This window comes from Mucilaginibacter sp. P19, assembly GCF_050632265.1.
Lineage (GTDB): Bacteria > Bacteroidota > Bacteroidia > Sphingobacteriales > Sphingobacteriaceae > Mucilaginibacter > Mucilaginibacter gossypii.
In genome coordinates, this window is record NZ_CP192586.1 from 1,868,639 (window position 1) to 1,892,383 (window position 23,745).

Below are 23,745 nucleotides of genomic sequence, written 5' to 3' on the forward strand. Positions count from 1 at the left end.
AAGTGCTGTGATTTTGCGTGACAGGCGAAGTAACACTTATCTACGGCATCTTTATTCCTGATTGCAACAGGTTTAGGTAAAAAGTTTTAATGAACAACAGGCTAAAGGCAATTGCCAACAAGCGGTTCAGTCGTCCCATGCTCCAAACTGTCTGAGCTACCTTAGCTTGCGGGGCTAAAGGCCGGATTTTTACCGGCGACCCTGGGGTTAAAAAAGCGAAGTAATACTTGTTTACGGCACTTTAACCTATTGTTCATTTTGAAAATAAGGGCAATGGTCAACAAATCTTCTGCATTATGCTCTAACCAACTGAGCTACCGCGGTTACCAGCGGGCCGGGTTCGAACCGGCGACCCTAACGTCCCAAATCGAAGTAGTACTTGTTTACGGCACCTTATTTTATTTTCAATTTTTTAAAAGAAGGGTAATAGGCGATAAGTGCTTGCTTACTCTGCGTTTTAACCATCTCAACTACCCTTGCGGGGCCGGACTCGAACCGACGTCTCAGTTTTGGAAATCGAAGTAACACTTATAAACGACACCTTCTTTTATAAAGAGCAAAGGCGGCAAGAGACTTGGGGGCTTGCAAGCGAGGACTCGAACCTCCATCATGGCTTTCGCCACAATGCCCTCCCCATTATTGGCTGCGAAGTAACTCTTGCCTACGGCATCTTTATTTCTTTAAGTGCAGGGCTGTTAGCTTCCCTGCACGTTTTTATAAATCTATATTGTTAATAATGTTCAGTGCCGAGCGTCCGTTTTCAATTGCTGCTAACACATCAAAAACTTTATCGCTCCAACCTGCAATTAAATACACGTCGTTTTGAAGTAACTGCAAAGGTGCCTGTCCATAGCCCGCCAGGTCAAACAGGTACAGTTTTGCCTTTGGAGCAATGTGTTGTTTGTAATAAACCCACTGCTCCTGTATGTGATTGCTGCCGCCATTACTGTTCCATAACTGGCAATCGGTAAATAACATTACCTTATCCATTTGCAAACGGCGGGTACTCAGGTCATGAATAACGAGGTAGCCATTGGTTGAGTAACCCACTTCACCTTCGCGGCGATAAAACTCCTGCACGTTGCCCAAAATGTTACCGCGTGGTACTGTAATGGTTTTCCAGCGGTCGCCAAACATACCTACCTCCACATTTTTACAGCGCGATTGCAGCAGCATGGCCAGCATTAAACCAATATCATACAACAGCACTTTTGACTTTGCCGATATAGGTTTCTGCATTGATCCGGATACGTCGCAGGCCAGCAATACACGGGTATTTTCGTCAAAACCCCTGATATTGGCTGCGCTTGCTTGTACCGCTTTTTCCAATGCATCCATCAGTTCTCCGGTGTAGCCTTTGTTGCCGGTTATGGCTGCTTTGGCTGCCCTTGCAATGTTTTGCACCGCCGAGGTTGGCGTTATCAGCTCACGGTAAGCAGCCAGGTAGCGGAATGGAAACTGTTTGGCTTTAGCCACCTGTTCGCCGTCGGCAATGGTTGCGCACACTTTTTTAAAGTGGGCATAGCTTACGCCTGCATCCTGTATGTTGCGCAGGTTACGCAACAAGGCCATATAACCAACTTTACCGCTGTCAATTAGTTCTTCCCATTTGGCACGGAACGCTATTGCTTTGGCTTCGGCGCTATCAAAATTCAGTTGCCCAAGGGCCGAGAGTTCTGTTTCCCAGGTGTAAGGTGTTTGCAGTTCGTTTGTGGCTATCTTGTTAAAGATCAGCTGCTGCAAATCATCTTTGGCACGTGGGTGTACCAGGAACAAAGCATCACGCATTTTTATGGCGCCATCGCGGTTATATTTAGCAAACTGGTATTCGTCAAAGCGGTTAAACGCCTGCGATAAACCTTTTTGCATTTGCTTTGATAAGCGGTTGAGCTTTTTAGTGCCCTTGCGCTGGTTTAACGTTTCATAGCAAGCCAATAACTCGGTGATCTCATCGGCACGGCCGATAACCCCGTCGGTAACCCGGGCAACCAGATCGTTGCCCGAGTGCAGCTTAGCCAATTCGGTAACCAGCACCAGCGGCACCGAACGCATATACATTTTGGTACGTGCATAAACTGCCAGTTTACCAACAAATACCGGGTTGCATTTAGCTATCAAATTACGCAGGCGCTCCACGCGTGCCTGGTCTTTTTCATAAAAGGTGTCGTTTAAGCTCCAGGTAACTACCGTGGTGTACAATTCCATTTCGGCGCTCATGATAAAAGCTTTTGCGCCTTCATGATTTACCGTTTTGGTTTTTACTCTGCTTAACAGGTTGAATTTCATTTTGAACCTCCTTTATTTCGTTTTGTTGATACAAAGGTTGGAGGCTACTGCGCAGTGTATTTGCGCAGTGAAAAATATTTTTATTTTTTTCAGAACTTTGATTCGTAGGATTAAAAGATGGACTTGATGCTTTAATGATTTATAGAAATTCGGAAGCTTAAATGTTACTTTGGAGTTCTAACTCAAGTATTCCTTTAATCCTACGAATCAAGGTTCAAATTCAATTGAAAAAAATATTTTTCATAATTATTTTTTAATTTAAATATTGTTTGTATAATTGCATCATGAAAACAACAATATGTATACAGTGTCCATCACCCATACTGATTTATCAGAGGAGATAGCTGTGTATATATAGTAAGTATATAACAACATTGAAAAATCCTCTTAGATAAAAACTAAGGGGATTTTTTGCTTTACAGGGTAGTATATCAATTGGTCAGATTACCACATTTGGGATGTGGAGGCTCCCGGTTCAAGTCCGGGTTACCCTACTGATTTACAGCTAGAAATATAGCTCAATGGTAAGAGCAGCACCCTTATACGGTGTCGGTTAAAGGTTCAAGTCCTTTTATTTCCACAACATGGCCGGTTGCCCGAGTGGTTCAAGGGAGTCCTCTGCAAAAGGAATGTTCGCAAGTTCGAATCTTGTACCGGCCTCTTTTATTTTTGCCTGCGTAATGGCATTACGCCGGGCCTTAACTTTCATAATCCCGGCGCAGAGTCGGGTATGGGTAGTTATTGTTTTTATTTATTTAATAGTATTTTTAATGATATTTTATCGAGTATTTTTGTTTTTTTTATAATGATTGATAAAAGGTCATGAGTCTCAGAAAAAATTGCGCTCCGTTTGGCCCCTCTCAAAACCAGGGGTCTTTTGGCTCTAACTAAGGCAGTATTTATTTAAAACAAATGTTGAAACAGGCAGTAGGGGAATTAAGGGGGAATATGGGTTTTGGAAAGGCTTAATATTTCCTCGTCAAATACATCCACAGATTATTTGCTGATATATGGTTTATTTACTATCGAAGCCTTGCTCATGGTTTGTTATATCTTGTACAAACGGGTGGCCATTTGAAAACGCTCTTTATAACCTCGTTTCAAGCCTTCTTTCAGAAGTTCAATCTCAGCTTCGCTGAGTGTTTGCCTGTTTTTCTCCATATCGTGGCTAATCAAATTTAGGAAAAATAAGCTGTATGATGAAATTCGAAAAGACCGTTGATAAGCAAGACTTACGAAGTTTCCAAAACTTCGTAAGTCTGTAAAAAATTAAATCTGTGAGTAAGTTGTTGGCATCAGCATAGTTGATGTTATTTTGCTCACCAGCAGGGCATCGGCATATTCCGGTACGGCGCTGATCTTTTTCCATTGCGGATCACTACCAAAAGCTTTCCAGTGAGCATTCTTGGCATCAAGGTCATCAAAGGTGATCATATAGGTAAGATTAGGCCTTTGTGAACCTATTACGGTTTCGCCCCAAAAAACAGGTTTGAAACCGAGGCGTTTAAATACATCTATTTCGCCTTCATCATTAAACATTTCAATCTTCTTTTTACCTGCGGCTTCAGTTGCGCTTTGATACTGCCTCAACTCAAAGATCCTCGTTTTATTTTCAGGTGCTTCCAGGTGCGGCATGTGTACAAATGCTTTTAACAAAGAGCTTTCTATCCGTTCATAAGCAGGTGCAGCGGCCGGGGCATTAAGGTAAGCAGCGCCTTTGGCCTGCAGTTCTGCATCGCCGGCGAAACTATCGGTCACTGTTGCGAAATGGGCAAAACTGTTAAACTGCACCAGCACAAAAAGCCTGGTTTGGCCTTCGGGCTTCATTTCGGTAAATACGCCTACATGTTTTACACCTAACCGGTTGAAGGCTGGTATAGCGGTATCTTTCAGGAAATCCTCTACCAGTTTTTGCTGTTCCGAATTTTTCAGGTTGTATACCCTTAGCTCATAGTATTCGGCAGCCTTGGGAGAAGTTTCTGTAGCTTTGCTCATGGCGGGTAAAACAGTTGCGGTAACACCGGTTAGCAGGGTTGATTTAACAAAGGAGCGCCTTTTCATAGCAGGTTTGATTGTTTGGCTAAGATAGGTTTTTCGGCAAAAAACAAGTGTCACATTTTTGTTTTGAGGGGAAATCCGGTTGCTTAAGCATCATCCGAAGGTATTATTAAACAGTGCAGGCGGATTCGATTTTGGACAGCCTGCAAATTTCTCTAATTTGGCTTTCCTGCTTTTTGCAGATTATTTTTAATTATGAGCCAGCTAATACTACCCGCCTCCACCTTTGATTTTATGAGGCAACTGAAACAGAACAATAACCGCGACTGGTTTGCTCAATATAAAGAGGCATATCAACAGCAGCTTGAACTGGTGGAGGTTTTTACTGCCGGGTTATTGAACCTGCTCAATACGCATGACGTTATCGAAACGCCCAGCGCAAAAAAGGCCCTGCACAGCATCTACCGCGATATCCGTTTTTCAAAAGATAAAACGCCTTTTAAAACTAACTGGAGCGGGAATTTTAAACGGGCGGGAAAGCACCGCCGCGGCGGTTATTATTTTCACCTGGAACCTGGCAATACATTTATAGCAGGTGGCTTTTGGGCCCCGGATGCACCCGATCTTAGGCGGATCCGCGATGATATCGCTTTTGATGCCTCGCCGTTGAAGCAAATCATCGGCAGTAAGGAGTTTACAAAAACTTTTGGCGTTTTAGAAGGCGAACAGCTGAAAACCGCACCCAAAGGTTATGCTGCAGATCATGAAGCTATTGAGCTGCTGCGTTATAAACAGTTTTTAGTAAGACGACGCTTTACCGATGAGGAGGCTTTAAGCCCGGATTTCATCATAAAAGCTTTTGATACTTTTAAGAATATGCGCCCCTTTTTTGATTATATGAGCGATGTGCTCACTGCAAATGTAAATGGCGAGGAAGATTAACTATTAGTGCCTCGTTGAGCCGTCATTGGCCTCGGTGATCTTGCTTAAATTGTAATGCATCTGCCCGTTATGTTCTTCGCCCTTAATAAGACCTTTATCGTAAAGGCTGACAAGAGTGGTTTTAACCAGCGCGGTAACCTGTTCGTTCACAATGCCGGGCTGCAGGGTTTCCAGCTCTTTCAGTACGCTATCTGCCGTACCTTCGCCAATTTGTGCCAGCGCATATATGGCTTTATTTTGCTGGGTATCCTGTGGATCAAAATGTGAAGGGATGTGCAGTGGTTTATATTCTTCCCTGAATTCTTCGTCGCTTAATGTCATCGTCGTAAAGCTTATAGTAACACTAAACAAACGTTATGGAAGTTTGTGTGACATTTTTAGCTTAAATCTCAAAACAATAAACGCGGACTTGCGGCCCGCGTTTATTGTTTTCTTATAGAAAAATAGTTTTTAAACTGTTGAAGGGCTTCTGATAATGCCAAGTAAAAATGAAATTACGGCAATTACCAATAATGCATGGATTAAACCGGTTGCCGAATAGGCAAAAACACTGATCGCCCATCCTATTATCAGGATAACTGCGATGATATACAATAATGATCTCATAGTTTGATGTATTTAGTTTGTTATATGTAACACTTTAAAAATCGTGCCATAATTCAATCTTTATTGAAAAATATTATTTATACTGAAAGTAAATTAATTTTATCGAAATAATGATTGTGGCATCCCTCTTGCTATATCTTGATGCTACACTTAATGCTACATATGAAACCATTCTTTATTACTATAGCTAAAAATTTAACTCTTCTTATAGTACCGGACAGCGATGCCCATGCAGACGGTCACCCGGTGCTAACCTATACTTATAGTATTTATCGCCGCGATAAATCAACTGTAGCCAAGCTTAACCAGCCTGATAAGCTTTTACAGGCGAATAAAAAAACAACCCCGATTACCTGGGTTATATCGCTTTTGAGCAACCGGGAAAAGTGTTTAGTTATGTTGCCGACGGTGAAAATGAACTGTCGCCCGATGAAGTACTGGATGTGATTGAGGAGATCAATCATTTCAGGAATACGCCGCAAATGTGGATTATTTAAATTGTGTATAAGCACGCAAAAAACGCGAAGGCGCAAAAAATATTTGGCGCATTCGCGTTTTGTGGGAAATAGCAGAACGTAATGCTTATTTCTTAGTTGGCGGTATCAATTGCATGAAAGTTACAATGCTGCTGGCCTCATATGATTGAATATCGCCGGTTGGGGTAGGTACGGCGTAATTACGATAAGTAAGATTCCGGCCATCGCGGTTTTTCCAGCCGGTGTTAACGTTGGTTTGGATCCAGCTCAGGTATTGGCTTTGGGCACCTTCATTGATCAGTTGCACTATATATTGCGCGAAAATGGCTTTCAGAACGCCCTGTTCGTTAAAATCTCCTTCGGCAGGCAATATGCCGTTGGTGCACATATTGTTTTTTACATAATCGGCATATAGTTTGGCATCGTTAAGGTAAGCTGCATCGTTGGTTTGTTTGTATAAGGCCATGGCTGCGCCAATTGCAGTACCCGAGTTATAAGTATAATCCTGGCCACCCGGAGGGTTATTGCCTATTTTGTTGTCGTTCACTTTGCCCGATGCATCCACCAAATTAGTTTTCGACCATGAATAGATAGATTTGGCCTTGTTGAGATAAGAAACATCCTTAGTGATATTATACAATTTCATGGCCGCTATAACGGTAGGGAAGTTGATACATGAGTTTTTTCCACTGTGCTGAAAATCCCAGAACATGCCGCCATCTACAGGATCATAAGAGCCGTTCCAAACCCTCTCGAACCCGGATTTTGCTTTTTCAAGATAAGTGGCATTGCCGGTAAGCTGGTTGGCGCGCGCCAGGGCAATAACCCACCACATCATATCGTCATAAATAAACCAAACAGTGGTGTTGTTCCAGTTGTAGCCATCGTAATGATTATAATTGCCCTGGTATATATCGCTAATGCGTGTTAGCTGTGCCGGGGTTTTGGTACGCTCATAAACATTCATGGCCATATCCCAGTAAATAGCCTGCGTCCATATAGCTGCAACGCCATCTTTTTTAGTGGTGCTGAAGTATAGTTTATTATTTGAATCGTAAAAAGCGTTATTGAATGCTGTATAGGCAAGATCGGCATCGGCGCTGCTAAATCCGGTACTGTTATCGGTTGGGGTAGTCGTATTTGTATCAGGCTTCGATGCAGCGGGTGTAACTTCTTTGCCCTTACTGCAGCTTACTATGGTAATAAACAAACTTAGGGCTAAAAAGCAGATTGGTTTTTTCATATGATAAATGTTGGTTAGTAATAGGCTTATGTCTGGTAGCTGAATAAGGTTTTAATTCGTGGTTAATTATTCACAGGCAAGGCAATTATAGGTTAAAAAACGACCGCTAACCAACGTTTTAACCCACAAAAAATCGTTAACCCAATTCTTAACCGTGATTTTAACCGGGGAAGGGGCGTTTTTAAGTAAGACATAATAAACTTCGTTATGTTGGAACTTGTTTCAACACTCCATTTGCCAAGCCGGCGGCAAGGCAAACGTTTATTGAAATTGCTGTTTTTTGTGTTTGAAAGCTGAGTGATCTGCACGGCGGATACCTCAGGGTCCTCTGCAAGAGACCCTGAGGGGACGAGAATATCCTTAGCCCAAGTTTTGCGGGCCGGGATTGATGAGTCGGGTAACTTGGGCTTGCGTATCACAAGTCAGCCAGCACACATCCGAGCCCGCAAGACTTGCGCTAAAAAAGTAAATAAAAGCTCTAAAAAATAAAACTGTATTTAACCTTACGCAGGTTTACGTTTTGCGGCAGGTGGTTTAGTTTCCTTTTTCTCTGGCGAAGGTACCGCCGCGGTAACTGGGGGCTGTTGAGGTTTATGCCCGTGTACCAGCCGCTCATGCATGAAGTGTGTAAGCTTATGATGGAATGGTACCAGCACGGAGGCCAGGCATACCAGGATTACCAATTCAAGTACGGGTAAATGGTTACTGAGGCGCTGCACAAAAGGATGAATAAACAGGGTTAGAAATTCAAAAGCCAGCAGCAGGCATAACACGCTCATAAACTCAATCACCTTGCGGTGGGTACGGCTTTTGCTCAGCAGTAACACTACCAAAAAAAATGTCGGGATAAAAACAGCTATGCCTACCATTTGCAGATTAATTATCCGCGCCTCTTCTTCGCGGTGCTTTTCTTCGGCAATTTCTTCCTGCCGCGCTGCTTCGTTAAAACTTAAGGTTTGGATCTGCTTAATTTTTTCGGCATTGAACATACTGTCTTTGGCGGCGAGTGCGGTTTTTAAATAAAGCAGTTCAAGGTGCTCATTTTTGCCCCGGTACACATCGGTAAGCAGGTTGCTGGCGTGAAAAATCCCCTCGGGATATAGGGCGGCTTTTGCGGCATTAAGGGCCAGCGTTGCATAATAGATGCTTGAATCGGCCATACCTTTTTGCTTATAGAGTTGTGCTACGCTGTTATAGCTGTCGGCAAGGCTGTTTTGATCGTTTACTTTTGCAGCATAACTTATACTCACCCGGTAATAATCAAGCGCCAGGGCGGTATGTCCCATTTTATAGTTAATGTCGCCTAAAATGGATAAGGTGTTAGGCATGGTAGCCGTATCTTTCAGGGTTTGCTTTATGGCATAAGCCTGCATCTCATAGTTTAAAGCCGAATCAACCTTGTTAAGCTTGATGTAGCAGTTGCCAATATTGGCCAGGATAATCCCCAGGCGCGCTGTTTCATGCAGTTCTTCGGCAACAGCTTTAGCTTTAAAATGGTAGGATAGGGCTTTTACGTTATCCAATTGGTCGGAGTAAACGATGCCTATATCGCTGAGACTTTTTAAAATACCCAAACGGTCGTTAATTTCTTCGCGTATTTTTAGTGAGTTGAGTAAAAAAGAAAGGGCCTGGTCATACTTGCCATTTTTCCATAAAACCACACCCAGGCGGTTCATGCAATCGGCCTCGCCTTTTTTGAACGAGAATTTGCGGGCCAGCTCAAGCCCCTGCTGCGCATAAATCAGCGCGCTATCAGGCCGGGTGGCCTGCAATTGTAAGCTTAATTGGCGTAATGGTTCAACACCCGCGGTATCATTTTTATGCCGGGCCGCTTCTGATCTTAACCGATTTAATATGTTTTTTTGAGCATAGGTATCCGTGGCGATGCCGGTTAAAAGGCATACGCAAACCATTCCCTTTAGTATGTGGTTTAGCATAAATTATAAAATAAAACAAAGCCCCCATTTTAGGAAGGGGATAGATATACAGGGCAATGGCACCAGCCGGATAAAACAGATTCCTAACTATCCATCGAAGGTTCTTCAGCTGCATTATCCGGGTCGGGCGAAGCTACAAACCCGTCGGCGGCTTCGTCTTCGGGCTCAAGGCCTGTTTCATTATCAGCAAATCCCATTGAGGTATTTTTGTCCCTAAAACCCATAGAGGTGTTTTTGTCGAACGCTTTGGTTGATGTACTCATGGCTTTAATGTTTAAAAATCAGTTTGAGTTCAGTTAATTGCTAAGCGAGCAGGTATATAAATATACATTTATATTTTATTGATGGTCAAATCTTTACGCTTTATGTGAAATAGAGTGCCGTTTTATGCGGATAGTTGCCGGTTTTGCGGAAAGTATATTAAATGAGACTGAAAAAAGAAACCGTCAGCTCATAAAGGAGTGGATAAAATAGAAGTGACCGAAACAAATTTATTTACACTTGCGACAGGGCTTTTTTCGATGAAGTAAGGCCTCTTTTACATACTCTCCGTGGTTTTTATGCCAGGTGGTTATTTCGGCCGGATCGACAAATTTTATTTCGAGGCTTTCTATGGATGTTTCGATATTGCCGCTAACGTATTTGCATAAATAAAGCACTACAACTGAACTATGGGGCTGCTGAAATTGACCGGCGGGGACAGCGAAGAATTTAATGATCTCAACCGGTTCAACAATTAGCCGGGCCTCTTCCCAAAACTCACGTTTCATGGCTGTTTCCGGGTCTTCGCCAATATCAACCCAGCCGCCGGGCAAACCCCACAAAAGGTCGTCGCTGCGGTGCTCAACCAGCAGGCGGCCATTGTCATCAAACAAGATACCGTTAACTCCTACTTTGGGTGTGGCATATCCCAGATCGTTACGAAAGCGTTCTTTTAAAACTTCGGTTTCCAGGCCGGTAAATTCGCTGTACTCCTGTGTGGCTATATCCAACAGTTTTTGATAGCGCTCCATATCGAAAGGGCTTTTGGTATACCTGATACCGGTTTGTGCCAGGGCATAAATGTTTTCAAGCAGGTCGATATAATTCTTTTTCATATGGTGCCTGCAATATAGCTAACAGCTGATATAACCGGGGTAAAGAAATTATAAAATCATTGTTTAAAGATGTTTTGCGTATGGAGGGAATTTGTTACTTTTAAATACTCTGGGATTTTCTTGTGCCTGCTTCCTGCTGATTAGGTTCAGGATATACGAGTTCGAATCTCGTTCTGGGCACACTTTATAGTTTCACGGCAATCTATAACTCTTGAGAGTTCGAGTCTCTCTTCGGAAATGAGTACTTTATTATCTGTCGCATTCAACCTATCATTGGTCGCATATACACCGCAGGCATTATTGCCTTATTGCTGAGATTTGTATCATAATAAAAAACAAATTTTAAACATCAACCACTTTGGGAGGTAAATCTTATGAGAAAGATAATCGTTTTAACATTCATGACATTAGATGGCGTAATGCAGGCACCCGGCGGACCGGAAGAAGATCAATCAGGCAGTTTTAAATATGGCGGCTGGTCGGCACCTTTTATGGATGAAGTTTCGGGTAAGATGATGCAGAAGCAGATGGAAGCGACAGATATTCTGTTAGGCCGGAAAACGTTCGACATTTTTGAAGAGTATTGGCCTAAGCATGCGGATTATTGGCCTGGTATCAATGAGGTAACAAAATACGTGTTATCCAATACAAAGGATAAATCCGATTGGAACAACAGCGTGTTCCTTACAAGCATAGAAGATATTAAAAAACTGAAAGATTCAGAAGGTTCGGACATCAAAGTCTGGGGCAGCGGCGAACTGGTTAAGTTGTTACTGAAACATGACCTGGTGGACGAGCTTTGGCTTAAAATATACCCGGTACTGCTTGGCAAAGGAAAAACCATATTCAGTGAGGACACCGTGCCTACTACTTTGGAGGTAACAGAAAGCACCGTTACACCAAGCGGAGTGGTCTTTGTTAATTACAAACGCGCCGGGGAGGTTAAGACCGGTAATATGGGAGCTTAAAAAAGCTTGGAGGGAATTACTCATTCCCCAAAAAGGATCCGCGTCATCTCTGTATAGTTGTTCAGGAAATGTTTGGTAACCATGTAATGCTCCGTTTCTTCGTAACGTACCTGTTTAATACCCGAATCATCCAGTTGGTAAATGGTTGCACCCGGGTAGGCTAATAAAATGGGGGAGTGGGTGGCTATAATGAACTGTGAGTTTTCATTCACAAGCGTATTGATGAGCGAGAGTGCCGCCATTTGCCTGTTTGGCGATAAGGCGGCCTCCGGCTCATCAAATATGTAAAGCCCGTTGCCGGTAAGCCTGTTGGTTAGCGTAGCCATGAACGATTCGCCGTGTGAGCATTCATGAAGCGACTTTACTCCATATTGCCGTGCAAACGTGCCTTTGTCGTTTTCATAAACATTTTCCATATAGGTGGCTACGTTATAAAAGCTTTCGGCCCGGAGAAAGAAATAATCGGTTGGCTTTTTGTAGCTTTTTATACCGGTTAAATAATTGAAAAGTTGCGACGAGATTATTATGCGTTTGAAACTGCGCGTTTTTTGAGCCTCCCTCGATACTGAAACCCATATGCAAAGCGATGGCCTCTACCAGCGTTGATTTCCCCGAACCATTTTCGCCAATGATAAAAGTAACATCGCGATGGAACTTTAATGACGACAAGTTCCTGATAGCCGGGATGTGAAACGGATAAGCATCAAACGATGGCACCATATCTCGTTTCAGTTGGATCTCCTGGAGAAAAGGTTTGGCTTCCATAGTAGGGTAAAGATAGGGAATGGAGGTGAATAAAGATTATAATCGAAATAGCTTAGCCAGTGCACGATATATCACCCATACAACAGGATAACACATCGCAATTGCAAATATTATTAATGATATAGCATAGAGATCATTACTGAATTTATATGTTAAATCAACCTTTGATAATATTACTATTTCGGCTCCCAATATCAATATATACAATGCCATTTTTATAGTAAACTGGTGTATAAAATTGATGGGGTTTTGCGCCTGCTTGAATGTCTCGTTTTGCTCAATTCTTTGTTGTGCTATATTAAAAATGAGCGTTTCGATTTGGTCATTTATGGAAGGCCACATATCGTAATTGTCCAATGCAAAATCTTTATAGATCGATAAAAATTCTAAAATTTCAATACGCAGATAGTCGTAGTGTTCCGGGCGGAATGCTTCCTGCAGCTCATCGCTAAACTGGTATAGCGAACCCATTTTGTCACCGGCCATCGTATCATTTAACGCGATGCGGTCCATTACTTCGCATGCTTTTTGTAACCCGATATTATTGCTATTGAGTTTATGATAAATTAACCCAAGCAATACATTGCCTATAATAGGTGCATTGCTTATACTTATTTTGTCTTTGATAAGCACCTTTGCTTCTGTGATGCTCTTGCTCATTGAAAGCTCAATGAAAAAATAATCCGGAATATCTTCTGTAGTGATGATGATATCATCGGCCCATTTTACAGCTTCGGCTTTTGTAATTAGTTCCCATTGCAGGCCCCAATAAAATACTTCAAGCAAGAGGTTATATGATTGCGACAATATAAGCATTCGTGATTCGGTTTAGTTGTTTGCCTACCCAGTCCCAGCTCCCGCAAGCGCCCTCGCTTGTGGGCATTATTAAGCAAACCGGTGGCTCTCCATGTAGATAACCTAAACGCGGGCCACAAGTGAGGACACTTGCGGCAGCGTTTAGAAATATAATTAAAAATCTGATTTTCAACTTCAAACTCCCAAGTTAAGACTCTTCTCCTAATCCTCCGGCTTTTCCTTAGCATCCGCCATCCGCACTATCCTCGGCTGAAAGCTTGCCAGTACATCAACCAGATCATGCTGGGCGGCCATCACAGCATGGATATCCTTGTACACCATCGGCGCTTCGTCCAAATCGCTTCCCATCAGGGTGATGCGTTTATCTGCGAGGTTAGCGGCAACTGCTTTCGGGTCGACAGTTTTGAAGGCGGCGCTTCGGCTCATTAAACGGCCTGCACCGTGTGAGGCGGAGTTGATAGAAGCCGCATCGCCTTTACCGCGCACTACAAAGCCAGGTGTGCTCATACTGCCGGGAATGATCCCTAATACACCTTCGCCTGCCGGAGTAGCGCCTTTTCGGTGTACCATTACTGCGGTACCATCGGCAAGCTGCTCTTTCCAGGCAAAGTTGTGGTGGTTTTCAATCATCATTACCGGTTTAAGGTTAAGCGCACGGGCAATTTTGTTATGGATTTCGTGATGATTGGCGCTGGCGTAATCGCCGGCCAGGTTCATGGCAATCCAGTATTCCTGCCCTTCGTCGTTATCTAAATTTAACCATGCCAAATGCTTGGCCTCCTGCGGAAGCTTGGTTTTGCTCATAGCAATTTTTGAGTAATGATCGGCAATGCTCCCTCCAAACCCGCGCGAACCTGAGTGCGACAATAAAGCGAGGTAACCACCGGCCGGGATGCCTTCAAGCGCTCCTTCGGCAACGGTAAGTTCGCCCCATTCAACAAAGTGGTTGCCGGTACCCGAGGTACCCAATTGTGAATAGGCTTTATTCTTAAGGTTCCGGATTGTCTTGGTTTCGCTCCATACAGGGCTGTCGAACAACGAGGTATCAAAATGCGTTTTGGTAACCCCGCCAATGCCGAAGTTGGTATGATCAAGCAGAAGCCCTTTAAGAATGTCGGTTTCGGTGTCAACCACACCGGCAGGCAAATCAAAAATACTCAAACACATACGGCAGGCAATATCCACCCCAACCGCAAAGGGGATGATGGTATTGGCAGTTGTAGCCAGCACACCGCCAATAGGCAAGCCGTAACCCTGGTGGGCATCGGGCATTAAAGCACCTGCTACGGCTATGGGTAACTTAATCGCGGTTTTCATCTGCGCAAGCGCACCCACTTCAATATGCTCAAGGCCGTAAACCGGGAAATCGGCAATTTCCTGTTTCAGTGCGAAGTTGGTTCGCGGCTGTTTTAAAAATTTTCCTTCTTTTCGCAGATCAATTACCGCCTCGGCCAGGTTCTTAAACTTGCCGCCTTTTTTAAGGGCATAAGGCATTGGGTCGTCAATAAGGGCTTCCAGGTTGGCCAGGATCTGTTCCTTATCCATTACGCCGTGTTTTAGCAGGCCATTCGCCACACGGCTAAAGTTCTCCAATATTTTTACGTCGTTAATACCTAATGCGGTTAATTGGTTGTTGCTTATTTTTATCTTTTCCATAGCGCTCTTAAACCTCCGCCAATTGGCGGAGGGGTTTCTTGTTTAGCTGCTTTTGTTATTTAACGATACAAAGTAAAATTTCAACTGCGCAATGTATTTGCGCAGTTGAGAATAATTTAATAATATTATAAAAAAGTCATGAACTGGTGTGTCGACTCACCCCGACATCGCTTCGCTTGTTGACCCTCTCTCCGGCTTCGCCGCAAAGGGGGTAGGGAAATTAAAGAATAAATAAATCCGAAATCTAACATCCTAAATCCGAAATCAAAATATGCCTGTAAACCGCAACGCCCTTATCCGCTACCGAACCATTGATAGCTGCCTGCAAAACCGCCGCCGGCAGTGGACACTTGACGACCTGATTGAAGCCTGCTCCGAAGCTTTGTACGAATACCAGGGGATAAACAGCGGGGTAAGCCGCCGCACCGTGCAGGCCGATATGGAGATGATGCGCAGTAATAAGCTGGGGTACGAAGCGCCTATTGTAGTGGTTGATAAAAAGTATTACACCTACTCCGACAAGAATTACAGCATCAATAACATCCCCCTCAATAACCAGGACATGCAGGTGTTGAGCGAGGTAGCCGGTTTGCTGGGCCAGTTTAAAGGCCTGGGGCATTTTGCCGACCTTAACGAAATGGTAACCAAACTGGAAGACAAGATCTACAGCCAGAAAACACACAGTGTGCCAGTGGTTGATTTTGAAAAGAACGATAACCTGAAGGGGTTGGAATGGATTGAGATTATTCGTAAGGCTATTGTAAGCAAGAATACGTTGTGTGTTAGCTATCAGTCATTCAAAGCAAGGGAGGCCAGTACATTTTGCTTCAGCGCTTATTTGTTGAAGGAGTACCGTAACCGATGGTTTGCGCTGGGCGTATCACACGTAAGGAATAAACCACTGCTTACCCTGGCGCTCGACAGGATTCAGACTGTGGAGGTACATATTGACGAGTACATTGAAAACACCCGGATCAATCTCGCTACTTATTATAATGATGTGCTTGGCGTTACCAAATCGCCGGGTCAGCGCGATAATGAAGTCATATTTTGGGTAGATGATAAAAATGCCCCGTATGTTATTACCAAACCATTGCACCACACGCAAAAAATATTAAAAGTTACGGCAGACGGAACAATATTCAGCATTAGGGTGATCATGAACTTCGAGTTGGAGCGTGAATTGCTCGGTTTCGGGCCTAAACTGAAAGTGCTTGGTCCGCGGATCCTGGTTAAACAAATGAAGGATCTGTACCGGAAATCTCTGGAGCATTATGCTGGGGATAGCCCTGTACCGCAGGGTAAGAATTTGAGCAGTTTGTTAAATTCGTGACGTAAAGCATTTATATTAGTGCTAATGATAAGCGAAAAAGAAACTACCAGCTTAAGTAAATTTTTAAGCCTAGTATTACGTCATCAGCCCGAAGCAATAAATATTAAACTTGATGAGCAGGGCTGGGTAGCCGTTGACGAATTGCTGCTAAAAGCGGCTGCACATGGTAAAGCCATAACTCTTGAAATACTGAACCACATAGTTGAAACTAACGCCAAAAAGCGTTTCGCATTTGATGATGCCCGGCAGAAGATCCGCGCCAGCCAGGGGCATTCGGTTGAGGTTGAGCTGGGTTATGAAGCACAAATACCACCGGATGTGCTGTATCATGGCACAGGGAGCCAGTCGATTGAGGCGATTTTGCAAACCGGGCTCGAAAAGCGGAGCCGGCAGCACGTACACCTAAGCAACGACCTGGAAACGGCTGTTAAGGTTGGTCAACGCCATGGTAAACCTGTGGTGTTAACCGTTGCGGCGGGTGAAATGCACCGGCTGGGTCATAAATTCTATCTGTCAGAAAACAAGGTGTGGCTTACCGATTTTGTACCGATAGATTTTATCGGAAAATATTCCTCTTAACCTATCCATGACGACTTAAAAAATGGGTGTCATACTGAGCCCGTCGAAGTATGGCGGACAGGGCCCCTGCACACGAGTCTTCGACAGGCTCAGACTGACAGGCCCTCTTTGTCATCTAACCTTCAGAGTCCATGGATTTAATCACTCAGGATAAATCCCAAATCGAACATCCGAATTCCGAAATTGGAAAATGACATTTTTTTGACTTTTGTACCAAATTAGTCGAAACTTTATTTTAAAAAACGCTTGCAGGTTAAGTAGCAAACCTGTTACATTTAGGAAATTATAAACTGAAATGCCAAAGCACATCCTAATTATTTACGTATTGGTTGCCTGTTGTATCCTGGTTATTATGGTCAACTCATTTGTTAAAAACAGGTTAAACAAAAAAGCTGAAGACCGGCGGATCCTGAAACCCGTTAACCGTTCTTAATTGTTTTTCAAATCCATTAAGAGGGCCGGCCCTGTGATCAAACCGGGGCCGGCTCTGCAAAGCATCGATATCTCCTGATGCTCATATTGTTTATCACCAGTCGTTTTTTTGAAGTTTAAACAAGCCTTTATTAAAATATACGTTGAGGAAAATATTTTTCGCTAAGACGCAAAGATTTTTTCCCTTTGCGTCTTAGTATGCTTATTTAATCACGGACGTGCTATTCTGCTAAAATCCATCAAAAACAAAGGTTTCGTTTACAAGCGGTTTCCTTGGCAGCATTTCAGGTCGGATACTGGCCTGGTACACAAATGAGGCTACGATGATGGCGGCCTGTTTCAGATCATCTATCATCAGGTGGTCGTAGTCGTCCATATTGCTGTGGTGCGTGCGGGTTTCATAATCAATAGGGTCCTGCACAAACTGGAAACCCGGTATGCCAGCCCAATCAAACGCCAGGTGATCGGTTGACCCGGTATTGGCCATAGTTACCGTTGTGGCACCAAGGTCATTAAAGGGTTTTAGCCACTGTTCAAATATCGGTTTCATTTTTTCGTTGTTTTGCGCAAAGATCCCCCTGATTTTTCCGGTACCATTATCCAGGTTAAAATAGGCTGATACTTTAGCCTGCTCGGGCTTTACAGTAAATTTAACGCCATCCCTGAAATGGCTTTTAACGTACCCGAATGAACCCAGCAAACCCTGCTCTTCCCCGCTCCACAGTGCAATGCGGATGGTGCGTTTAGGTTTAAGCCCAAGCGAATCGAGCAGGCGAACGGCCTCCAGCATTACAATGCAGCCTGCGGCATTGTCGGTTGCACCGGTAGCTGCCTGCCACGAATCAAGATGACCGCCCAGCATCACCAGCTGCGATTTTAGTTTGGGGTCGGTGCCGGGGATTTCGCCCACTACGTTGTAGCCGTTTGTATCTTCGGTAGATGTTTTGTCCGTAAAACTCATGGCCAGTTCAACTTTCTGGCCCGATTGGATCAGCCGTTTGATCTTCTGCCCGTCCTCCGAAGCCATGGTAACCTGCGGTACGGTTTCCGGATCAGTTAATTTATAGCCGTAGCGCCCTTGCACAAAAACGGTTCCGTTAACATTACTGCGGCCCGCGCTAATGAATGCCAGCGCACCAGCGTTTTTCAATATGCGGTCTGCTGTTTTAAAGATCTTCAGATATTTAGTAGTATACATGTCGATCATGGAGCGGGACACCATATAAGTATCCTTCAGGTTGGCTAACGCGGTGTCGGCCAGTCTTTCGGCCGATGGCTCAAAGTCCTTTTTATAATCAGCCGCCTCACCGGTAACCAGTACAAATTTGCCTTTAAACCCGGTAGCGTGGCTATTAAGATAAACAGTATCTATAGCCTGTGCCGATGTAATTATCATAACTTCACCTTGCAGCAAGCCTGTGCTGCCCGGGCTCCATGGATTAGGATAAGCCCTGATCTGGGCATTATAGGGTGCGCGCATCATCATACTGAAATCCTGCACTTCCCATTGTTTGCCAAAAGTGCCCCAGGGCTCGGTAGCGGCATTGGTCATTCCCCATTTTTTCATGGTGGCAACTGCCCAGCTTGCTGCCCGGGCATAACCCGGCGAATTGGTTAACCGCGGACCGGATACATCGGTTAAATAATGCGCTATCTGCGGAATTTGTGAGCTGCTAAGCTCTGCCTTGCGGATGCGACTGAAAGCTGCAGTATCAATAACTTCCTGCTGGGCGTAGCTACCGGTGCTGGCAAACAACAGCGCGCCGAAAATAAAATTGAGTTTTATATATTTCATAATGAGGGTTTTATATTTGAATATAAGGTTTTAGTTTGAAAAATATAAATAAGAGGGGGTAAAACCTGAACTAAGCCGTGCCATTAACACAATAAAACATTGGCAACACCCCAGATGTCATTAAATAACGTAAAAACCGCATCCCGAAAGCGTATAAACACTATGTTACCCGGCTGTTTTTATCGTCAATTTTATCTTCTCTAAATAAAGTCATTTAACCCGAAGGCTATTTGTAGTTTTCTGAATCAGCAAATAGCTTAAATCAATGGTATTTATAGTGTTCGGGTCGCCTGTATATGGCTTTAAACGTTTGTGAACCAACAATCAAATTATATAAACTTAAAACTACAACCTATGTCTTTTTTATCAAAAATGTGGGATAATGTAAAATCCCTGTTCCACAACGCTTCAGACGCTGTACATGAAATCATTACCGTAGCCGACAAAGTTGCTAACGGAATCAAAAACCTTGAAGCAAGCCAGGCCGGCCAGTTTTTGGAAATGACGCTGGAAACCCTGGTGCCGGCATCAGCAGTAATTGTGAACGGCATTAAATTATGGCTGCCCAAAGTGGTTACCGATTTAAACTGGGCTGTACAGGAAGATGGCAAAACAGATGCGCAAAAAATAGCCGACGCGGTGGCTTATTTAGCAAAACTGAAAGGCGTTAACCCGGATGCTTATGCCAGCCAGCTGAACACGTTAAATGCACTGATCCAAAAATGGATGTCGGACCAGCAGGGTGCCGGGCTCAACATTCAGCAGGCGCTTACCATTAGCCAGGTTAACCATAATCCCGATCTGGTTTCGGCTTAATGATATTAAATTGCTGAGGGGCAGCATCCCCGTGGCCGCATCATAAAACAAATGATGTGGCCTTCTTTTTTGCATATATATAAATATGACCTGTTTTTTCTTAAGCTTGTGGTTGGCCCATTTGCAACTGCTTGCCGGTAAGGATATTAGCGTACTTAAAGTGGCAGATAATAAATAAGCCTCTATTTTTTTGAAGTAGCAACTACAACAATACCGCCTATAACTAATAATCCGCCAAGGTAGGGCGGCCAGTTAACAGTTTTTTCCCTGTCGGCCGATACCTGTATAGGGCCGGCATCAATGATCTTTTCTTTTTTGGTGTAAGTAAAACCTGTCCAGATGAGCATGGCCGCACCTACAATAATGAGTACAATCCCTATGGCTTTGTTCATGGTTATATAATTTGGTTATTGATAATAAATAGCGTTTAGTTACTATTTGTTTTGCGCTTGTCGTTCAGATTGGCATATTAAGTTTTTTTGCTTTCAACTTTTCTTTAGATTAGAAGCCTGGATCCGGGGTGAATGGTTTTCCTATAACATCCTGAAAATTAATTACCGTAGATGCAAGATAATCTGATACTGGAAACCATATCGGTTACTAAAAACTTTTTTGGGGATAAGTCTTCGGGGGTTAATAACGTTACCATTTTTATTCCAAAAGCAAAAATAACAGCGATAGTAGGTGAAAGCGGCAGCGGGAAAACCACTTTGCTCAACCTGTTATATGGTACCCTGGAGCCCGACCATGGTGAGGTGTTTTTTAAGGAGGAGCAGGTATTAAGCAGGCAAAAAGGTATTCAGCATGCCCATAAGGTTATGCGGATGGTAGCGCAGCACGATAACGATCTTGATCCGCGAATATCGGTATGGGACACTATATGTGAAGGTTTGCCTGCCGAAGATCAAAGTCAGGCTATCCATCATGTTACTGAAGCCTTGAACCTTTTAAATATCTACACCATTAGAGAAATGCCCTTTGGTAAATTAAGCGGTGGCGAAAAGCAGCGTGTAACCATTGCCAAAGCATTGATTAGCCGCCCGGAAGTTTTACTGCTTGATGAACCCTTTAACCAGGTAGATGCAACCTATCGGGAAGGTTTACAGCACGATATCAGGTATATTGTAAAGGAATGGGGAGTTACCGTAGTATTGGTATCGCATGATCCTGCCGAGATCCTTTCCATGGCCGATGAACTTATTGTACTTAAAGAAGGGGAGATTGTGGAGAACGGCAGTCCTGAGCAGTTATATCATGCGCCTAAATTATTGTACACGGCACAAATACTGGCCAGCTGTACCCGGCTAACATCGGCCCAGGCAAAAGTTTGCAGCATAAAAAGTAAACGCAGCGTGGTGGTGGTTTACGCCGAGCATATTAAAATTAGCAGCCTGGGCAGCAAATGGCTGGTGAAAATGGTATTGTTTAAAGGCTTTTTTGAAGAACTTATTGTTGAAAAAGATGGTTTAACACTGCGGGTAATTAATTACGACAGGCGTAAGTACCCGGTTGGCAGTAAAGTTGGCATCAGTATCAGTAAGTATTTTGAATTTGGAAAATGGGAGAGTTGATTTATACTTTTGTCTCTTTGGGACTTTTTAATAAAAATGCCATTGCGAGGAGGAACGACGAAGCAATCTCGTAGCTACGCAAGCCGGCTATGTATTGACTACGAGATTGCCGCGCTGCGCAATGACATAGTTTTTATTTTTTTCGTTTCAGCGCTTGTGTTCACTTTGCTACTGCCAGTTCTCTATGTTTTGCCTTCCTATACTTCGATAAATTGATCAGCAACACACTGCTCAATATTACAACCAGTCCAATAACCTGGATCAGCGTTACATGTTCGCCTGCAAAAATTACCCCCAATAATACGGCTATCACCGGGTTAACATAGGCATAGGTACCAACCTGGGTAGCCGGTCTCACCTGTAAAAGCCATACATAAGCGCTAAATGCCGCTATCGATCCAAATATAATGAGATAAGCTAGGGCATACCAGCTTTGTACCGGTATGGCATGCCATTGTACGGTTTGTACCTCGTTGTTTAAAAAACTTGCGGGAATAAAAAATATGCCGGCTCCAAGCATTTGCCAGGCCGTATTTACCGATACCGATCCTTTAGTGTTATAATGTTTTGAATATAATGAACCGGAGGCCCAGCCCAGTGTACCAAGTAAAAGCAATATCATTCCTGGTAATTTTGATGGACCTGCCGATGATCCCAATACGTCCGCGATCTGATCCCGAAATAAAAGTATCACACCTATAAAGCCAATGATGAGGCCGACAATGGTGCTTTTGCTTTTAAAGTTGGTGCTCCAGTTGGGTTTATCAAGCAGCACGAACCAAATTGGCGGCGATGTTACCATAATGGCCACCATCGCGCTTGGTAAAGTTTGTTCGGCCCATATTACTGCACCGTTACCTATTACCAACAGCAGGAAACCGCTTACTGCTGCATGTAATATGTTTTGTTTTACAAAAATCTTTTCACCCTTAATTGCACACCACGCCATTAACAGCAAACCCGCTGTGAAGAAGCGCAGCGCGCCCAACAGCAGCGGCGGAAAACCAGCTACTGCAATTTTTATAAAAAAGTAGGTAGAGCCCCATACTATATAAACAGTGGCGAAAGCTATAATAACTAATAAGGGCGAAGTGGATTTTGCAGTAGTAGGTGCCATGGTATATTATTTTTCGGGTATAACCAATTGTTGTTGTTCTTTTTTGGTTTCGAGCACTATGGTGGTGCGGGTGCTCAAAATATTGGGTATTTTACTGAAGTGAGTGCGCATTAAATTCATTAGCGAGGCGGAGTCATAAGTACGCACTTTTATTAAATAGCAATCGTCGCCGGCTATGTGGTGCACTTCCTGTACTTCGGGTATCTTGGCCAGCTCGCCTGATGTAGCATCGCTTCCTGGCCCATCGGCCGCTTTCATAAATATAAAAGCAAGCATTTTTTGCTGCAGGGCCGCCGGATTGATGCGCATTGTATATTGTTGGATCACATTTTTTTGTTCCAGTTTTTTTACGCGCTCAAGAATGCCGGATGGCGCCATGCCAAGCTCACGGGCCAGGTCGGCATTAGAGATCCGGGCGTTTTCCTGCATCAATCGCAAAATATGCAGGTCGGTTTTATCTAAAATAATTTCCGGTTCGTTAATCATACAGTAATATTCGGTATAAATTGAATAAAGTTCAAATATTTTTAATTAAAATGAATTTAATTCAACAAAACTGTCTTTATGATGTTTAAACATCAGTTGCTTAAGTCGCTTCTGCAATCAAATAAATACTGTTTTAGCTGTCTGAAATGACTTTTTGATATGCAATAGATTTTTTTGAAAAAAATTAAAATGTTTTTAAATCACAATCGTCTTTATCTTTAAAAAGGATAAAGAAATTGACAACAGCGATAATGCCCCAGGACAAAAACAGCCACATCATACAAACAATTGCGTCGTATGGTAAAAGCCTGTTGGGATTTATTCGCCGGAGGGTAAAAAACGATGCCGACGCCGAGGATATACTCCAGGATGTTTGGTACCAGTTTAGCGCTGTTATTAATTCTGAACCGATTGAACAAACCAGCGCCTGGCTATACCGGGTGGCCCGGAACAAAATAACTGATAAGCATAAAAAAGACGGAAACCCTGCTTGATGATATGCTGGCCGATGATGAGGATTATGACGATGAGGCACCGGACTTTAAAGCCATACTCCTTACCGAAGCTACCACTCCCGAAACCGAGTATTTGCGCAACCTTTTTTGGGAGCAGTTATTTTTTGCGCTGGATGAATTGCCCGAAGAACAAAAACAGGTATTTGTTTGGCATGAGCTTGAAGATATCCCCTTTGAGGAAATTGCCAAACGTACCGGGCTAAATACCAACACGCTGGTATCAAGGAAACGTTACGCCGTACTACACTTGCGCAAACGGCTTGCCCAGCTTTACACCGAAATTACTGAATATTAAAAATTAAGACATTATA

At 43.5% G+C, this 23,745-nt stretch carries 26 protein-coding genes and 3 tRNA genes; 13 read left to right on the forward strand and 16 right to left on the reverse strand.

The features are described from left to right. Window positions 1–714: 714 nt before the first annotated feature. Entirely contained in the window at window positions 715–2,286 is a 1,572-nt protein-coding gene (locus ACQ86K_RS08835; RefSeq protein WP_091171247.1) for a TROVE domain-containing protein, read from the reverse strand. A 420-nt stretch (window positions 2,287–2,706) separates the two neighbouring features. On the opposite strand from ACQ86K_RS08835, the gene ACQ86K_RS08840 reads away from it, so the two are divergent. The 3 genes from ACQ86K_RS08840 to ACQ86K_RS08850 all read left to right on the forward strand — a co-directional run bounded on the left by ACQ86K_RS08840 (window position 2,707) and on the right by ACQ86K_RS08850 (window position 2,946). Continuing rightward, a tRNA-Pro gene (locus ACQ86K_RS08840) sits at window positions 2,707–2,780 on the forward strand. Window positions 2,781–2,794: 14 nt separating this feature from the next. Beyond that, window positions 2,795–2,866, forward strand: a tRNA-Ile gene (locus ACQ86K_RS08845). Between the two features lie 6 nt (window positions 2,867–2,872). Then, window positions 2,873–2,946: transfer RNA gene (locus ACQ86K_RS08850), tRNA-Cys, on the forward strand. A 609-nt stretch (window positions 2,947–3,555) separates the two neighbouring features. Here ACQ86K_RS08850 and ACQ86K_RS08855 read toward each other — a convergent pair. Next, window positions 3,556–4,347 (reverse strand): NIPSNAP family protein, encoded by a 792-nt coding sequence (locus ACQ86K_RS08855; RefSeq protein ID WP_112652142.1) that lies wholly within the window; start codon window positions 4,345–4,347, stop codon window positions 3,556–3,558. Window positions 4,348–4,539: 192 nt separating this feature from the next. Between ACQ86K_RS08855 and ACQ86K_RS08860 the strand changes: the two genes are divergently transcribed. Beyond that, window positions 4,540–5,226 carry a DUF2461 domain-containing protein gene (locus ACQ86K_RS08860; protein ID WP_431200205.1) on the forward strand — a complete coding sequence of 229 codons (687 nt, stop codon included), beginning with the start codon at window positions 4,540–4,542 and terminating at the stop codon, window positions 5,224–5,226. 3 nt (window positions 5,227–5,229) lie between these two features. Here ACQ86K_RS08860 and ACQ86K_RS08865 read toward each other — a convergent pair whose 3' ends face one another. Both ACQ86K_RS08865 and ACQ86K_RS08870 read right to left on the reverse strand, forming a co-directional pair. After that, a complete protein-coding gene (locus ACQ86K_RS08865; protein ID WP_431200206.1) occupies window positions 5,230–5,547 on the reverse strand; it encodes a hypothetical protein in 318 nt (105 codons plus the stop codon). A 129-nt stretch (window positions 5,548–5,676) separates the two neighbouring features. After that, entirely contained in the window at window positions 5,677–5,832 is a 156-nt protein-coding gene (locus ACQ86K_RS08870; RefSeq protein WP_112652139.1) for a lmo0937 family membrane protein, read from the reverse strand. Between the two features lie 162 nt (window positions 5,833–5,994). On the opposite strand from ACQ86K_RS08870, the gene ACQ86K_RS08875 reads away from it, so the two are divergent. After that, window positions 5,995–6,279 (forward strand): hypothetical protein, encoded by a 285-nt coding sequence (locus ACQ86K_RS08875; RefSeq protein ID WP_431200207.1) that lies wholly within the window; start codon window positions 5,995–5,997, stop codon window positions 6,277–6,279. 135 nt (window positions 6,280–6,414) lie between these two features. Here ACQ86K_RS08875 and ACQ86K_RS08880 read toward each other — a convergent pair whose 3' ends face one another. The 4 genes from ACQ86K_RS08880 to ACQ86K_RS08895 all read right to left on the reverse strand — a co-directional run bounded on the left by ACQ86K_RS08880 (window position 6,415) and on the right by ACQ86K_RS08895 (window position 10,585). Further along, a complete protein-coding gene (locus ACQ86K_RS08880) occupies window positions 6,415–7,551 on the reverse strand; it encodes a glycoside hydrolase family 76 protein (RefSeq protein WP_431200208.1) in 1,137 nt (378 codons plus the stop codon). A gap of 503 nt (window positions 7,552–8,054) precedes the next feature. Then, a complete protein-coding gene (locus tag ACQ86K_RS08885; protein ID WP_091171268.1) occupies window positions 8,055–9,488 on the reverse strand; it encodes a tetratricopeptide repeat protein in 1,434 nt (477 codons plus the stop codon). Window positions 9,489–9,571: 83 nt separating this feature from the next. Continuing rightward, window positions 9,572–9,751 (reverse strand): hypothetical protein, encoded by a 180-nt coding sequence (locus ACQ86K_RS08890; RefSeq protein WP_090524279.1) that lies wholly within the window; start codon window positions 9,749–9,751, stop codon window positions 9,572–9,574. A 228-nt stretch (window positions 9,752–9,979) separates the two neighbouring features. Continuing rightward, complete coding sequence (locus ACQ86K_RS08895; RefSeq protein ID WP_431200209.1) at window positions 9,980–10,585, reverse strand: NUDIX hydrolase N-terminal domain-containing protein; 606 nt, start codon at window positions 10,583–10,585, stop codon at window positions 9,980–9,982. 374 nt (window positions 10,586–10,959) lie between these two features. Here ACQ86K_RS08895 and ACQ86K_RS08900 point away from each other — a divergent pair, with 374 nt between their 5' ends. Next, on the forward strand, window positions 10,960–11,553 hold the full coding sequence (locus ACQ86K_RS08900; protein WP_091171276.1) for a dihydrofolate reductase family protein: 594 nt from the start codon (window positions 10,960–10,962) through the stop codon (window positions 11,551–11,553). Window positions 11,554–11,573: 20 nt separating this feature from the next. On the opposite strand, the gene ACQ86K_RS08905 is transcribed toward ACQ86K_RS08900, so the two are convergent. The 4 genes from ACQ86K_RS08905 to ACQ86K_RS08920 all read right to left on the reverse strand — a co-directional run bounded on the left by ACQ86K_RS08905 (window position 11,574) and on the right by ACQ86K_RS08920 (window position 14,790). Continuing rightward, window positions 11,574–11,969, reverse strand: coding sequence for an AAA family ATPase (locus ACQ86K_RS08905; RefSeq protein ID WP_431200210.1), 396 nt, complete (start codon window positions 11,967–11,969; stop codon window positions 11,574–11,576). Between the two features lie 13 nt (window positions 11,970–11,982). Further along, window positions 11,983–12,318 carry an AAA family ATPase gene (locus ACQ86K_RS08910; protein WP_431200211.1) on the reverse strand — a complete coding sequence of 112 codons (336 nt, stop codon included), beginning with the start codon at window positions 12,316–12,318 and terminating at the stop codon, window positions 11,983–11,985. 36 nt (window positions 12,319–12,354) lie between these two features. After that, a complete protein-coding gene (locus ACQ86K_RS08915; protein WP_143020822.1) occupies window positions 12,355–13,134 on the reverse strand; it encodes a hypothetical protein in 780 nt (259 codons plus the stop codon). A 201-nt stretch (window positions 13,135–13,335) separates the two neighbouring features. After that, the gene (locus tag ACQ86K_RS08920; protein WP_431200212.1) at window positions 13,336–14,790 is read right to left on the reverse strand and encodes an RtcB family protein; all 1,455 of its coding nucleotides are present in this window, start codon (window positions 14,788–14,790) and stop codon (window positions 13,336–13,338) included. 271 nt (window positions 14,791–15,061) lie between these two features. On the opposite strand from ACQ86K_RS08920, the gene ACQ86K_RS08925 reads away from it, so the two are divergent. The 3 genes from ACQ86K_RS08925 to ACQ86K_RS08935 all read left to right on the forward strand — a co-directional run bounded on the left by ACQ86K_RS08925 (window position 15,062) and on the right by ACQ86K_RS08935 (window position 17,135). Then, window positions 15,062–16,123 (forward strand): helix-turn-helix transcriptional regulator, encoded by a 1,062-nt coding sequence (locus tag ACQ86K_RS08925; protein ID WP_091171286.1) that lies wholly within the window; start codon window positions 15,062–15,064, stop codon window positions 16,121–16,123. A 24-nt stretch (window positions 16,124–16,147) separates the two neighbouring features. Next, window positions 16,148–16,702 (forward strand): RNA 2'-phosphotransferase, encoded by a 555-nt coding sequence (locus ACQ86K_RS08930; RefSeq protein ID WP_176844515.1) that lies wholly within the window; start codon window positions 16,148–16,150, stop codon window positions 16,700–16,702. A 295-nt stretch (window positions 16,703–16,997) separates the two neighbouring features. Further along, window positions 16,998–17,135, forward strand: coding sequence for a hypothetical protein (locus tag ACQ86K_RS08935; protein WP_167516184.1), 138 nt, complete (start codon window positions 16,998–17,000; stop codon window positions 17,133–17,135). Window positions 17,136–17,363: 228 nt separating this feature from the next. Here the strand turns inward: ACQ86K_RS08935 and ACQ86K_RS08940 are convergent, their stop codons facing one another. Continuing rightward, on the reverse strand, window positions 17,364–18,929 hold the full coding sequence (locus ACQ86K_RS08940) for a M20/M25/M40 family metallo-hydrolase (RefSeq protein WP_091171288.1): 1,566 nt from the start codon (window positions 18,927–18,929) through the stop codon (window positions 17,364–17,366). Between the two features lie 354 nt (window positions 18,930–19,283). Between ACQ86K_RS08940 and ACQ86K_RS08945 the strand changes: the two genes are divergently transcribed. Next, on the forward strand, window positions 19,284–19,745 hold the full coding sequence (locus ACQ86K_RS08945; RefSeq protein WP_143020823.1) for a hypothetical protein: 462 nt from the start codon (window positions 19,284–19,286) through the stop codon (window positions 19,743–19,745). Window positions 19,746–19,927: 182 nt separating this feature from the next. On the opposite strand, the gene ACQ86K_RS08950 is transcribed toward ACQ86K_RS08945, so the two are convergent. Continuing rightward, window positions 19,928–20,137, reverse strand: a complete 210-nt coding sequence (locus tag ACQ86K_RS08950; protein WP_090524308.1) for a hypothetical protein — start codon at window positions 20,135–20,137, stop codon at window positions 19,928–19,930. A gap of 171 nt (window positions 20,138–20,308) precedes the next feature. Between ACQ86K_RS08950 and ACQ86K_RS08955 the strand changes: the two genes are divergently transcribed. Continuing rightward, window positions 20,309–21,316 (forward strand): ABC transporter ATP-binding protein, encoded by a 1,008-nt coding sequence (locus tag ACQ86K_RS08955; RefSeq protein WP_091171294.1) that lies wholly within the window; start codon window positions 20,309–20,311, stop codon window positions 21,314–21,316. Between the two features lie 160 nt (window positions 21,317–21,476). Here ACQ86K_RS08955 and ACQ86K_RS08960 read toward each other — a convergent pair whose 3' ends face one another. Beyond that, entirely contained in the window at window positions 21,477–22,433 is a 957-nt protein-coding gene (locus ACQ86K_RS08960; protein ID WP_091171296.1) for an EamA family transporter, read from the reverse strand. A gap of 6 nt (window positions 22,434–22,439) precedes the next feature. Beyond that, the gene (locus ACQ86K_RS08965) at window positions 22,440–22,919 is read right to left on the reverse strand and encodes an Lrp/AsnC family transcriptional regulator (protein WP_091171299.1); all 480 of its coding nucleotides are present in this window, start codon (window positions 22,917–22,919) and stop codon (window positions 22,440–22,442) included. 236 nt (window positions 22,920–23,155) lie between these two features. Here ACQ86K_RS08965 and ACQ86K_RS08970 point away from each other — a divergent pair, with 236 nt between their 5' ends. Both ACQ86K_RS08970 and ACQ86K_RS08975 read left to right on the forward strand, forming a co-directional pair. Continuing rightward, window positions 23,156–23,413 carry an RNA polymerase sigma factor gene (locus tag ACQ86K_RS08970; RefSeq protein WP_431200213.1) on the forward strand — a complete coding sequence of 86 codons (258 nt, stop codon included), beginning with the start codon at window positions 23,156–23,158 and terminating at the stop codon, window positions 23,411–23,413. A gap of 4 nt (window positions 23,414–23,417) precedes the next feature. After that, entirely contained in the window at window positions 23,418–23,729 is a 312-nt protein-coding gene (locus tag ACQ86K_RS08975) for an RNA polymerase sigma factor (RefSeq protein ID WP_431200214.1), read from the forward strand. Window positions 23,730–23,745: the final 16 nt, after the last annotated feature.